This window comes from Hymenobacter oligotrophus (assembly GCF_003574965.1).
GTDB lineage: Bacteria > Bacteroidota > Bacteroidia > Cytophagales > Hymenobacteraceae > Solirubrum > Solirubrum oligotrophum.
Window position 1 is genome coordinate 3,976,932 of record NZ_CP032317.1, and the last position, 12,219, is coordinate 3,989,150.

Here is a 12,219-nt window from a genome sequence, read left to right on the forward strand (position 1 = left end):
ATTAGGCATGAAGCAAGCTGTACCCTGTTGGTTGCTGTTGATGACGCTTATGGTGTTTGGCGCACCGGCGTGGGCCCAAAGCCCGCAAACGCCGGCCCTGCGACGCGCACTGGCGCAAGCCACCTCCGACACCGCCCGGGTGCTGTTGCTGGCCGATTTAAGTGCTTCGTACCGGTATTCTGATTTCGACTCGGTGCAGCACTTTGCCAAGCAAGGATTGCAATTGGCTCGGCGCATCGGCTACACCAAAGGCGAGGGGCGCTGCTTGTCGCGCATTGGCATTCTGATGGGCGAACGGGGCAACCTTCCGCAGGCCTTGCGCACCGATTTGCAGGCACTGCAACTCAACGAAGAAAGCCACGACCTGGAAGGAACCGCGCGCACGCTCAACCAAACCGGCCTGCTGTATTTTGCCCTCGACGATTTTCGCCCTTCGATTGCGTACTACTTGCGGGCCAAGCGCATCTACGAGCAAGCCGGCGTAACCGACGACTCCCAGCTGGCCAGCGTGTTCACGAACCTAGGCGCCAGCTACGAGGGCCTGGGAATGCTCGACTCGGCCGTGTACTACCTCAACATGGCCTACACCCGCACGCGCAATTCGCGCAACGTGCGCACCAGTTGCTGGGGCAACCCTGCGCCCTACGTGCTGCGCGAGCTGGGCTTGCTGCAGGTAGCACTGGGCCACGATGCCGCCGCCATGGCTTATTACCACCGCAGTGCCCGCGCCGCCCGCCCCGAAAACGACCGACGCAGCCTGTGTCGCACTTTTCAGTACCTGGCCGAGCTGTACAAGCAACGCCAGCAAACCGATTCCAGCATTTACTACGCCCGCCAAGCCCTGGTTGTGGGGCAGTCGTTGCCGTTTGTGGTGGGCGTGGCGCGCACCAGTTCGTTGCTGGCCGATGCCTTTGAGGCCCGTGGCCAGCGCGACAGCACCCTGAAGTACCTGTGCATCAAGCAGCAGGCCGAAGATAGCCTTTACAACCCCCAGCGTATTAAACAGCTTGATGCCATTGGTTTTGCCGAGCAACAACGCTTGCGCACCCTGGAGCATGAGCGCCAGCATTACCGCCAGCAAGGGCGCACCTATGCCATGCTTACGGGTCTGGGCGCCCTTGGGCTGCTGGCCTTGCTGCAGTGGCGCAACATCCGGCGGCAGCGCAGCACCAACGCGCGCCTCAGCGTGCTCAACCGCCAGGTAACTCAGCAGAAGGAGGAGCTCACCAACCAACGCGACCAGCTGGGCACCATGCTGCACGAGCTGAAAACCACGCAAAGCCAATTGGTAATGCGCGAAAAAATGGCCTCGCTGGGCGAGCTAATGGCCGGCGTGGCCTTTGAAGTGCAGGTGCCCATGAAGCAAATCCGGAACCTGGCGGGCGTAAATCAGCAGCTGCTGGCCGAGTTGAAAGCCGAGCTAACGCAGCTGCCCGTGGCGCACCACGAGCTGGCGCACCTCTACGACCCGCTCAACGCCCTAGGTCTCAACCACGCCAAAACGGAGCAGGCCAGCCAACGGGCCGATTCTATTGTGCGCGGCATGCTGGAGTACGCGAGCAGCAGCCCGGCGCCGCGCCAACTCACCGAGCTTAATACCTTCGTGGAAGACTACCTCCGCCTGACGTACCACGACGTCCGCGTCAAAAACAAAAACTTTCATGCCGCGCTGCTGCCCCGGCTCGATGCGGCCGCTGGCAGCCTAAGCGTGGTGCGCCACGACCTAGGGCGCGTGCTGATTTCGTTGTTTACGCACGCTTTCAACGCTGTGCAGCAGCGCTTGCTGCTGGCCGAAGAGGAGTTCGTGCCGCAGGTGATGGTAAGTACGCTCCGCACCGAGGAACACGTGGAAATCCGCATCCGCGACAACGGTATGGGCTTGCCCGAAGCGGCGCAAGCGGCCGTGTTCGAGCGGTTTCTGGCGCCCGCAGCCGCCACCGAGCACGCCAACTTAAGCCTTTCGCTGAGCCACGATTTGATCGTGCACGGCCACCAGGGCACCCTCACCATCAGCAGCGAAGAGGGCCACGGCACCGATTACTTGGTTACGCTGCCCTTGCACGTGCACAAGCAGCCCACCGACCTAGGGGTAGCGTACGCCTAAGCGCTGCCGATGCACCCGCGCAGCCAGCCGCGCAGAACCGATTACCCCAGAAACGCAGAAGGATAGGCACAAAACAAAAACGCCCTCGGCGCGGTGCCAAGGGCGTTTTCTGTGGTCGCGTAGGGAGTCGAACCCCAAACCTCCTGATTCGTAGTCAGGTGCTCTATCCAGTTGAGCTACGCGACCGTTTTTTGTTTTGGTGCTGCAAAGATAGGTCGTCTTTTTCGGCATCTGCAAGTGTTACGCGAATATTTCCGGGCGGAGGGCTTTGCGGCAACGGCAAGCAGCTGAAAGTCAGGCCGAATTTTTTTGCGTTTTTTTCAGGGCGCGTTTCAAGGCGCGGTCGAAAAGCCAGTACAGGCCAAACACCGATACGGCAATGAGGCCGGCCACAAGCAGCTTGCCGGCCGTGCCGCTGTCGGGGTCGCGTACCAGGGCCACCACATCCTGGGCTTTGGTGCCGAGCCAGTAGAAAAACATGCTGCGCGGGAGCATGCCCAGCACCGAGGCCGACAAAAATCGTTTCTTCTCGACGCGCATTACCGTGAGCACAAACGTCATGAGGGCAAACGGCAGCACTGGCGAGATGCGCGTAAGCAAAATCAGTTGCCAGCTTTCGTGCTTCAGCTCCTGCATCACGGCGTCGGCTTTCGGAAAGTGGTGCAGAAAGCGCATCATCTTGCCGTGGTCGAGGCGAGAGGCCACGGTGTAGCCCACCATGGCCGCCAGCATGTAGCTCAGCACCATGCCCGGAAAGCCCCACCAACCTAGGTAAAACCCCGTGACCAAAGCCACAAAGGTGGTTGGCGTAAGGGCAAACGCCATGGTAAAGGCAATTACGGCGAAGTACAGCAGGATTTGCCAGGCCGTGAGGTGCTGCAGCAGTTGCTGGTTTTGGTAAAGCACCCACGAAAGCGACGAGCTGCCCACTACCGGCAAGGCCACCAGCAGCCCCATCGAAAATAAAGTGGAAAAGTTGGTGCGGAGCAGTTCGCGGAAGATGCGCATAGGCCACTAATAAAAGCACGGACCGGGGTGCTGGCCGGTCCGTGCTCAACAAAACGTAATCAACTGAAAAAAGTCGAGGCGCACGGGTTTGCCTGGCATGCTGCCGGTGCTGGCTTCGGCACGGGCCGGTTGCGCGCCGCGAAAGTAGCCAAATTGCACAGCGGCGTTGGCGGGCGAGGGTAGTGGAGCTGGATGCGCCCACGGGGCGTTTTGCGGGTCTGTTATCTTTGCCGGTGGGTGCGCCGCGTTGCATCCACTTATTCGTACTGGGTATCATGTTTTCAACGCAACAGAAGGCGCTATTCCTGCTTTTCTACATACTGCTGATGTTGGCGGTGCCGCACGCCGGGTTCAAGGGCGATGTGGATTGCTGGGCGCGCTGGTCGGATAACATCCTGAAGGAAGGACTGCCCAACCTCTACCAGTACCCCGATGTCAACTACAACCCCCTGTACCCCTACGTGCTGTGGGCGTATTCCAAGCTGATGGGCACGCATGAGAAAATCATGCACTACCCCAACGCGCTGAAATACTTTACGCTGCTGTTCGATTTTGCCGGCGCGTTTGCGGCCGTGTCGTTGGTGAAGGGGCAAGAGCGGCGGTTCATGCTGGCGCTGTTGCTGCTGTTCAACGCGGGGTACATGTACAACACCTTGGTGTGGGAGCAGATCGATGCCATTTACACCTTTTTCGGTTTTGTGGCCGTGCTGCTAGCCCTGCGAGGCAATACCATTTTCAGCGTGGTGTGCTTCCTGCTGGCCCTGAATACCAAAGCCCAGGCTATTATTTTTCTGCCGCCGTTGCTGCTGCTTTGGCTGCCGCAGTGGCTGCGCGCCGCGCGCCGGCAAGTGGTGCCGGCATTGGGCATTGCGGTGGCGCTGCAGGTGCTTATCCTGACGCCGTTCATTTGGTTCGGGAGCATAAACTACGGCCCGCGCATCGCCTACATCAACCTGCACGCCGCCGATATGTACCCGCATTTGTACATGGGCGCCTGTAACTTATGGACGATCATCGCGCCCGACAGCCCGCTGAAGGTAGTGGAAAACTGGACCGACCTGGCCGTGGCGCACGGCCTTACGTACCGCCAGTGGGGCATGCTGATGTTCATGGGGGCCTCGGCGGTGGCGCTGTTGCCGTTGCTGGTACTGGCTTGGCGCAGTTGGCGCGCCAACCGGCGACCCGAGCGCGCGGAGCTGGCGTTGGTGCTGCTTAGCTTCGGCATCATACCGCTGCTGGCTACCTACTTCAACACCCAAATGCACGAGCGGTACTGGCACCCGGCCGTGCTGTTTTTGGCGGCGTACGGTTTTCTCACGCGCCGGTACTGGCTGTACGTGCTGCTTTCGGCGGCGTACTTTCTGCAGCTCGAAACCATTATGCAGTACCTGAAACTCAAAAAGTACACGGTGCTGCTGTTCGATAAGTACTTTATTGCCGGCCTGTTTACGCTGCTGGTACTGGGGGCTATGGTTGAGCTGTATTGGCAAGCCCTGCGCACGTTGCGCGCCGCCGCGCCGCCCGCCGCTACCGATGCCACCACCCCGGGTGCACCGGTGCTGGCCACGCCTTCGTTTACTTAAACCTAGGGCCCTCGGGCCAACGAGCCGTACCGAAACGTACTAGAATAAGCGCAGCAGGCCCGCAACGCGTTGCGGACCTGCTGTTTGGCAAACGGGGTCCGGGCACCTAGGCGTTGTCGGCAACGGCGGCTCCTGCGTTTAAGGTTGTCTGGTTTAACTTTGACGGGCCGCAGCCCCGCGGCCCTGTATCTGCAGCACTAGCGCATGAAATTCGGAACGAAAGCCATCCACGCCGGCGTGCACCCCGACCCAACCACGGGGGCCATCATGACGCCGATTTACCAAACCTCGACCTACGTGCAACGCTCGCCCGGCGACCACAAAGGGTTTGAGTACTCCCGCACGCACAACCCCACCCGCACGCAACTGCAGGATGCTCTGGCTGCGCTCGAGAACGGCCAGCACGGCTTGTGCTTTGCCACCGGCATGGCCGCCATCGATGCGATAGTGAAGCTGCTGGAGCCCGGCGACGAAGTAGTAGCCACCAACGACCTGTACGGCGGCTCGTACCGCATCTTCACCAAAATTTTCGCCAAGTACGGCTTGGTGTTCAAGTTCGTGCCGATGCACGACGTACAGGCCGTGCGCGCCGCCATGACGGAGCGCACCAAGCTGGTATGGGCCGAAACCCCCACCAACCCGCTGCTGCACATCATCGACATCAAGGCCATGGCCGAGGTGGCGCACGAGTTCGGCGCGTTGCTGGTGGTGGATAACACCTTTGCCACCCCGTACCTGCAAACTCCCCTCGACCTAGGCGCCGACGTGGTGATGCACTCGCTCACGAAATACATGGGCGGCCACTCCGACGTGGTAATGGGCGCCCTGATCGTGAAAGACGACGAGCTGCACCAGCGCCTGGCCTTTATCCAGAACGCCTCGGGTGGCACGCCCGGCCCGCAAGATTGCTTTTTGGTCTTGCGTGGCCTGAAAACCCTGCACGTGCGCATGCAGCGCCACTGCGAAAACGGCCGCGCCGTGGCCGAGTTTCTGCGGCAGCACCCGCGCGTGGGGCAGGTGTACTGGCCTGGCCTGGAGTCGCACCCCAACCACCAGGTGGCCCGCCAGCAAATGCGCGATTTCGGCGGCATGATTTCCTTCGTGCTGAAGGATGATAAAGTGGAGGATGCCGTACGGGTGCTCGAAAAATTCCAGCTGTTTTCGCTGGCCGAGAGCCTAGGTGGCGTAGAGAGCCTGAGCGGCCACCCCGCCACCATGACGCACGCCAGCATCCCGGCCGAAGAGCGTCGCAAAGCCGGCCTGTCCGATTCGCTGATTCGCCTGTCGGTAGGCATCGAAGACGCCGAAGACTTGATTGAAGACCTAGCCCAAGCCTTGGACTAGCCCCAGGTGCTGCGAGCTGATAAGCTCGCAGACAGCAACAAAAAGCCGATGCTCGCTCCGAGCATCGGCTTTTTGCTTTTCGGCGGACCGCTACTTGGCCGGCGTCGAGTTCGACTCGAGCATTTGAAACAGCTCGTCGAGCTTGGGCGTGAGGATAATTTCGGTGCGGCGGTTCAGGGCCTTGTTTTGGGGCGAGTCGTTTTTGGCTACGGGCACGTACTGCGAACGACCCGAGGCGGTTACGCGCTCCGGCTGCACGCCGCCTACGGTTAGCAGGCGAGCAATTTCGGTAGCGCGGAGGGCCGAAAGGTCCCAGTTATCGGCCATGCCGGCGGTGCCTTTCAGGATAGGTACGTTGTCGGTGTGGCCTTCCACTACCACGTTCACGTCGCGCTGCTCTTTCAGCACGCCGGCCAGCTTGGTAAGCGCCTCTTGGCCCTTCGGATCGACTTTGGTAGAACCCGACTTAAATAGGAGTTGCTCCGATAGCGACACGTACACCTTGCCGTCTTTTACTTGCACCTGCAAGTCGCTTGCCTTGAACGAGAGCAAAGCGTTGCTCACTTTGGCTTTAAGCGCGTTTACGGCCGCATCCTTCTCCGCCAAGGCTTTTTCCAATTCGGCCAGCTTCGCCTCGCGCGACTTCACATCGGCGGCCAGTTTGTCGATTTCGTTGCGGCTCTTGTTGAGGTTGTTGGCTAGGTCGCCCAGCTCGGCTTCGCGGCGGGCCAGGTCTTGCGCTACTTTTTGGTAATCGGCGTTTTTGTTGGCCAGTACCTTCTCGTTGTTTTTTAGCAGCTTGTCGTAGGTGTCGCTCAGCTCGCGGTACAAGCCCTGGGTGCGGCGCAAAATGGTGCCGGTTTGGGCCGAGTCGTTTACGAGGCGCTTGTTTTCGAGGCGCAACGCGCTCAGTTCTTCGTTGGCTTTTTTCAGCTCGGCTACGGCTTCGCGGGCCTGGCGCTCGGCCGATTCGCGGGCTTGTTCGGTGGCCTCGTGGCGGGCCTTCAGGTCGTCAAACTTTTTGGAGGCCACGCAGCCGGGCAGCGCCGTGCTGGCTACCACAAAGGCCGCCAGCAGCAGGGGGGAGGTTGACTTCTTCACAGACAAAATTGGGCAAAACACGTGGGCTAGCAAGCCGCACATACGGCCGTGGCAAGGTAACCTTTTAGCGGCAGCCGGCTTTCATGCAAGGCACTAATTAATGCGCTCAGCAGGTGCCCGAGGCCACGCCGCCGCCGCCCACCTAGGGTTTGGCGGGGCGCCGGCCAGCGGCCGAACGTACGTTAGCTTTTGGGACTTTCAGAACGGATTTACCCTATATATTTGCCGCATCGTTCTATTTCCCTTCCCACCCTTTTTAGTCAGTTTAAATGGAAACGAGCACCCTCCAGGTAAGCGCCGAAGTTGAAGCGCTGCTCCAGCACGAGTGTCAGACCATTACCAAGGACCAGATTCACCAGCCTGGCCCCGACTTTATCGACCGCTGCTTTCTGCAGTCGAACCGCTCGCCGCAGGTGCTGCGCAGCCTCGGCCAGCTCTACAACACGGGCCGCTTGGCCGGCACCGGCTACATGAGCATCCTGCCAGTGGATCAGGGCATCGAGCACACGGCCGGCGCCTCGTTCGGCCCGAACCCGATGTACTTCGACCCCGAAAACATCATCAAACTAGCCATTGAGGGCGGCTGCAACGCGGTGGCCACCACGTTCGGCACGTTTGGCACGGTGGCGCGCAAGTACGCCCACAAAATTCCGTTCCTAGTTAAAATCAACCACAACGAGCTGCTGACGTACCCGAACAAGTTCGACCAGATCATGTTCGGCTCGGTGGAAGAGGCCTGGAACCTGGGCGCTACGGCCGTGGGCGCCACCATCTACTTCGGTTCGGAAGAGTCGGGCCGACAGATTCAGGAGGTAGCCGCGGCCTTCGAGCGTGCCCACGAGTTGGGCATGGCTACGGTGCTGTGGTGCTACGCCCGCAACAACGCCTTCAAAACCTCTGAGAAGGACTACCACGTGTCGGCCGACCTCACGGGCCAAGCCAACCACCTAGGCGTAACTATTGGGGCCGATATCATCAAGCAGAAGCTGCCCGAAAACAACGGCGGTTTCTCGACCTTGAAGTTCGGCAAAACGCACAAGGCCATGTACGATACCTTGTCGTCGGAAAACCCCATTGACCTGGCGCGCTACCAAGTGGCCAACTGCTACATGGGCCGCATCGGCCTCATCAACTCGGGCGGCGAAAGCAAAGGCGCCACCGACCGCGACGAGGCCATCCGCACGGCTATCATCAACAAGCGCGCCGGCGGCCAAGGCCTGATTTCGGGCCGCAAAGCCTTCCAGCGTCCTTTCGAGGAAGGCGTGGATTTGCTGAACGCCATTCAGGACGTGTACCTCGACGAGCGCATCACGCTGGCGTAAGTTTTTTAAGCCAATAGCTGCTGGCTGTTAGCTGTTAGCTTTCTTTGCAGAAAGAAAGCGACGCTGGCAGCCAGCAGTTTGCTTTGTTTGCGCAACTTAAAAGAGCAGTTTCAATAAGCTAGCAGCCAGCAGCTGATAGCTAATAGCTTACGACACAATGGCTTGGTTTAAGCGTCAGGAGAAAGGCATTATTACCCCCACGGAGCAGAAAAAGGAAACGCCCGACGGCCTCTGGTACAAGTGCCCAGAGTGCGGAACCGTGAGCGACATGGGCGAGCATCGCCGCCTGCTGTACACGTGCGCCAAGTGCAACTACCACGACCGCATCGACTCGGCTGAGTACTTCGAGGTGTTGTTCGACAACAACCAATTTGAGGAGCTCGACGCCGAGCTGTCGTCGGGCGACCCGCTGCACTTCGTCGACACCAAGCCTTACCCGCAGCGCATTAACTCCACGCAGCGCGCCACCGGCCTGAAGGACGCCGTGCGCACCGCCCACGGCCAGATTAACGGCCTCGACCTAGTGGTGGCCTGCATGGATTTCAAATTCATCGGCGGCTCGATGGGTTCGGTAGTAGGCGAGAAGATTGCCCGCGCCATCGACTACGCCCGCAAAAACCGCATTCCGTTCCTAATGATCAGCAAATCGGGCGGGGCGCGCATGATGGAGGCCGGCTACTCGTTGATGCAAATGGCCAAAACCTCGGCCAAGCTGGCCTTGCTGGCCGAAGCCGGCGTGCCGTACATTTCTTTGCTCACCGACCCCACCACCGGCGGCGTTACGGCCTCGTACGCCATGCTCGGCGACTTTAATATTTCGGAGCCCGGCGCACTCATTGGCTTTGCCGGACCTAGGGTTATCAAAGAAACCATTGGCAAGGATTTGCCCAAGGGTTTCCAGAGCGCCGAGTTCGTGCTTGAGCACGGCTTCCTCGATTTTATAGTAGATCGTAAGCAACTGAAGCAACAGCTCTCCGACTTGCTTACCATGCTCCGTCCTGCCGAGGTGCCCGCAGCCCCGGCCCGCGCCTAGGTCGAGTTCGGCACACTTGTTGGTAAACCCCGTTTGGCTTTGCACGAAAGCCAAACGGGGTTTGCTGTTTTGCGCCCGTTGTTGGGCCAGGCGGGCACTTGGCAAAACAGCGCCCCGCAAGGGTCCGGCTCCCGCGTCCGGCCGAACATTTTCGGACCGAATACAGTAAGTACCGGCAAAAGACAATCTGGCTACGCCTCTCAACTCTTTCCAAACATATGCACATGAAGTCGTTTAAATCCCTACTGGCGCTGCTGATGGTATTTACCATGTTGTTCAGCGCGTGTCAATCGTCGCGTCCGGCTGCAGGTGGTAGCACCGGCAGCACCAGCACTAGCACCAACTCCGACCTGCCCTCTGGCAACGGCTCGGGCGAGCGTAAAACCGGCATGAGCAAAACGGCCAAAGGCGGCCTTATTGGTGCCGGTGCCGGCGCTGCTGCCGGCGCCGTACTGGGCCGCGTAATTGGCGGCAAAAACGGTACGGCCGCGGGCGCCATCATTGGCGCTACCGTGGGCGGTGCTTCGGGTGCCGTTATCGGCCGCAAAATGGACAAGCAAGCCGAGGAGCTGCAGCGCGACATGAAGAACGCCCGCGTGGAGCGCGTAGGCGAAGGCATCAAGATTACGTTTGATGCCGGCATCCTTTTCGACACGAACAAATCGGACCTGCGGGCTGCCTCGGTGCAGGAAATCGACAAGATGGCTGAGGTGCTGAAAAAGTACCCCGACACGAACGTTATCGTGGAAGGCCACACCGACAACACCGGTTCTGACGCCATCAACCAGCCGCTGTCGGAGCGTCGCGCGCAGGCCGTAGCCAACGAAACCGTTTCCAAAGGCGTAGAGTCGGGCCGCATTACCACCAAAGGGTACGGCTCGTCGCAGCCGGTGGCCGACAACACCACGGCCGAAGGCCGCCAGGCCAACCGCCGCGTGGAAATTGCCATTTTCGCCAACGAAAAGATGAAGAAAGCTGCCGAGCGCGGCGAGCTGTAAGCCAGCTGCCCAACGGCTAATTACCTAAGAAGGCTGCACCTTGGTGCGGCCTTCTTTTTTTGTACGGAGCTGAGGCTGGGCAATATATCTGCGGCGCAGTGCAACCTAGGGAGTACAGTTTGTCGTAAAAAGTGCTATAAAAACCAGATATGTCAATGCTCTTCATCGAGCTTCATGTCTCCTAACTCGTACTACCATGAAACTTCATAAAGTTATTGTTGCCGCCGTGCTTTCGGTTACGCTGCTCGGCGGTGCTGCCGAAACGGCCCAAGCCCAGGATAACCAACCCCGCCGGGGCTGGAGCAAAAAAGGCAAAGGCGCTGCCGTAGGCGCAGGTGCCGGCGCCGTTACGGGTGCCGTAGTTGCCGGCAAAGGCGACCGGGCCACGGGTGCCCTTATTGGGGGCGCAGCCGGCGCTGTAGGCGGCGCGCTGATTGGGCGCAAAAAAGACAAGAAGCGCGACCCGCAGCGCTACGAACAGTACACGCGCAAAGACTAACCTGGGCACTTGCCCTAGGTGCTTTCCAGCAAAAAGGCCGCCCTGCAAGCAGGGCGGCCTTTTTGCTGGAAAATTGGGTGGCAACTTTTAGCTTAAGGGCGCGTTCAAGGGCACAGCTCAACAATGACGGCCGGGGTGCCTAGGTAGCTGCGCTGCGGTCCTTGGCCAGGAGCACCACTGAATAACTTACATCCGGTTTGCAGAGCTTAAAAATAAACCGCTGAAATTCAGGTCGTGCAGCGAAATATTCGTTGACTTGGCTGTTTTTGGCAAGGAGGTTGCCTTATGCCATTGCAACCGGCCAGTAACTGACAGAAGCTATGTTCGCGTTAAGTTTGCCAACCGGCGTACATTCCGAAACTCAACAACCCAATTCCATACCCATGAACAAGCTCCGTTCGACGTTTGCCTTTTTGCTGGCATTCGTGCTGCTGATGACTTCGACCCTCTCGCAGGCTCAAACTACTACCACTCCCAAGAAGCCGATGAGCAAAACCGCTAAGGGCGCCATCATTGGTGGCCTAGGTGGTGCTGCCGGCGGTGCCGTACTGGGCCGCGTAATTGGTGGCAAAAAAGGTACGGCTGCCGGTGCCGTAATCGGTGCTGCCGTGGGCGGTGGTGCCGGTGCCCTGATTGGCCGCCGCATGGACAAGCAAGCCGAAGAGCTGCGCCGCGACATGGCTGGTGCCAAGGTTGAGCGCGTGGGCGAAGGCATCAAGATTACCTTCGACTCGGGCATCCTGTTCGCTAAGAACTCTTCGACCCTGACCTCGACCGCCCAGAACAACATCCAGACGCTGGCCGAAACCCTGAAGAAGTACGGCGACACCAACGTGCTGATCGAAGGCCACACCGACAACACGGGTTCCAACGCCATCAACGATCCGCTGTCGGTACGCCGTGCACAGGCCGTAGCTAACTACGCTATGAACCAAGGCGTGGAGTCGTCGCGCTTCGAGGTGAAAGGCTACGGCTCGAAGCAGCCGATTGCTGACAACACCACCGAAGAAGGTCGCCGCCAGAACCGCCGCGTAGAAGTTGCCATCTACGCCAACGAAAAACTGAAGAAAGCTGCCGAAAAAGGCCAGATCTAAGCCGGGCCGGCCATAGCCGCAGTCCCGTTGCTCGTCCGGCGGTTTCCCCTAAGTGGGAAGCCGCCGGATTTTTTTTGGCTTGATTCAGCGGCGACTTCACAAAAAGATAATACTGTTGAGGCAACGGAGGCGC

At 59.6% G+C, this 12,219-nt stretch carries 10 protein-coding genes and 1 tRNA gene; 8 read left to right on the forward strand and 3 right to left on the reverse strand.

Going from position 1 to position 12,219, the window contains the following annotated elements:
- Positions 1 to 7: 7 nt before the first annotated feature.
- Complete coding sequence (locus D3Y59_RS17140) at positions 8 to 2,104, forward strand: tetratricopeptide repeat protein (protein ID WP_119446153.1); 2,097 nt, start codon at positions 8 to 10, stop codon at positions 2,102 to 2,104.
- A gap of 112 nt (positions 2,105 to 2,216) precedes the next feature.
- Here D3Y59_RS17140 and D3Y59_RS17145 read toward each other — a convergent pair.
- Together D3Y59_RS17145 and D3Y59_RS17150 are read right to left on the reverse strand one after the other, a co-directional pair.
- A tRNA-Arg gene (locus tag D3Y59_RS17145) sits at positions 2,217 to 2,290 on the reverse strand.
- 108 nt (positions 2,291 to 2,398) lie between these two features.
- A complete protein-coding gene (locus tag D3Y59_RS17150; protein ID WP_119446154.1) occupies positions 2,399 to 3,112 on the reverse strand; it encodes a TVP38/TMEM64 family protein in 714 nt (237 codons plus the stop codon).
- A 275-nt stretch (positions 3,113 to 3,387) separates the two neighbouring features.
- Here D3Y59_RS17150 and D3Y59_RS17155 point away from each other — a divergent pair, with 275 nt between their 5' ends.
- Positions 3,388 to 4,695 carry a hypothetical protein gene (locus D3Y59_RS17155; RefSeq protein WP_119446155.1) on the forward strand — a complete coding sequence of 436 codons (1,308 nt, stop codon included), beginning with the start codon at positions 3,388 to 3,390 and terminating at the stop codon, positions 4,693 to 4,695.
- Positions 4,696 to 4,899: 204 nt separating this feature from the next.
- Positions 4,900 to 6,039, forward strand: a complete 1,140-nt coding sequence (locus tag D3Y59_RS17160; RefSeq protein ID WP_119446156.1) for a cystathionine gamma-synthase — start codon at positions 4,900 to 4,902, stop codon at positions 6,037 to 6,039.
- A 90-nt stretch (positions 6,040 to 6,129) separates the two neighbouring features.
- On the opposite strand, the gene D3Y59_RS17165 is transcribed toward D3Y59_RS17160, so the two are convergent.
- Positions 6,130 to 7,140 (reverse strand): OmpA/MotB family protein, encoded by a 1,011-nt coding sequence (locus D3Y59_RS17165; protein WP_240410415.1) that lies wholly within the window; start codon positions 7,138 to 7,140, stop codon positions 6,130 to 6,132.
- Positions 7,141 to 7,409: 269 nt separating this feature from the next.
- On the opposite strand from D3Y59_RS17165, the gene D3Y59_RS17170 reads away from it, so the two are divergent.
- The 5 genes from D3Y59_RS17170 to D3Y59_RS17190 all read left to right on the forward strand — a co-directional run bounded on the left by D3Y59_RS17170 (position 7,410) and on the right by D3Y59_RS17190 (position 12,086).
- Complete coding sequence (locus D3Y59_RS17170) at positions 7,410 to 8,462, forward strand: class I fructose-bisphosphate aldolase (protein ID WP_119446158.1); 1,053 nt, start codon at positions 7,410 to 7,412, stop codon at positions 8,460 to 8,462.
- A 157-nt stretch (positions 8,463 to 8,619) separates the two neighbouring features.
- A complete protein-coding gene (accD, locus tag D3Y59_RS17175; RefSeq protein WP_119446159.1) occupies positions 8,620 to 9,495 on the forward strand; it encodes an acetyl-CoA carboxylase, carboxyltransferase subunit beta in 876 nt (291 codons plus the stop codon).
- A 224-nt stretch (positions 9,496 to 9,719) separates the two neighbouring features.
- Positions 9,720 to 10,493, forward strand: coding sequence for an OmpA family protein (locus tag D3Y59_RS17180; RefSeq protein ID WP_240410417.1), 774 nt, complete (start codon positions 9,720 to 9,722; stop codon positions 10,491 to 10,493).
- A gap of 196 nt (positions 10,494 to 10,689) precedes the next feature.
- A complete protein-coding gene (locus D3Y59_RS17185; protein ID WP_119446160.1) occupies positions 10,690 to 10,992 on the forward strand; it encodes a glycine zipper domain-containing protein in 303 nt (100 codons plus the stop codon).
- A gap of 383 nt (positions 10,993 to 11,375) precedes the next feature.
- On the forward strand, positions 11,376 to 12,086 hold the full coding sequence (locus D3Y59_RS17190) for an OmpA family protein (protein WP_162910869.1): 711 nt from the start codon (positions 11,376 to 11,378) through the stop codon (positions 12,084 to 12,086).
- The last annotated feature ends 133 nt before the right edge of the window (positions 12,087 to 12,219 follow it).

What these genes read in the sequence shown, in the direction of transcription:
- D3Y59_RS17190 (WP_162910869.1), top strand. Translation starts at nt 11,376, where the DNA reads ATGAACAAGCTCCGTTCGACGTTTGCCTTTTTGCTGGCATTCGTGCTG.
- D3Y59_RS17160 (WP_119446156.1), top strand. Translation starts at nt 4,900, where the DNA reads ATGAAATTCGGAACGAAAGCCATCCACGCCGGCGTGCACCCCGACCCA.
- D3Y59_RS17140 (WP_119446153.1), top strand. Translation starts at nt 8, where the DNA reads ATGAAGCAAGCTGTACCCTGTTGGTTGCTGTTGATGACGCTTATGGTG.
- accD (WP_119446159.1), top strand. Translation starts at nt 8,620, where the DNA reads ATGGCTTGGTTTAAGCGTCAGGAGAAAGGCATTATTACCCCCACGGAG.
- D3Y59_RS17180 (WP_240410417.1), top strand. Translation starts at nt 9,720, where the DNA reads ATGAAGTCGTTTAAATCCCTACTGGCGCTGCTGATGGTATTTACCATG.
- D3Y59_RS17155 (WP_119446155.1), top strand. Translation starts at nt 3,388, where the DNA reads ATGTTTTCAACGCAACAGAAGGCGCTATTCCTGCTTTTCTACATACTG.
- D3Y59_RS17170 (WP_119446158.1), top strand. Translation starts at nt 7,410, where the DNA reads ATGGAAACGAGCACCCTCCAGGTAAGCGCCGAAGTTGAAGCGCTGCTC.
- D3Y59_RS17150 (WP_119446154.1), bottom strand. Translation starts at nt 3,112, where the DNA reads ATGCGCATCTTCCGCGAACTGCTCCGCACCAACTTTTCCACTTTATTT.
- D3Y59_RS17185 (WP_119446160.1), top strand. Translation starts at nt 10,690, where the DNA reads ATGAAACTTCATAAAGTTATTGTTGCCGCCGTGCTTTCGGTTACGCTG.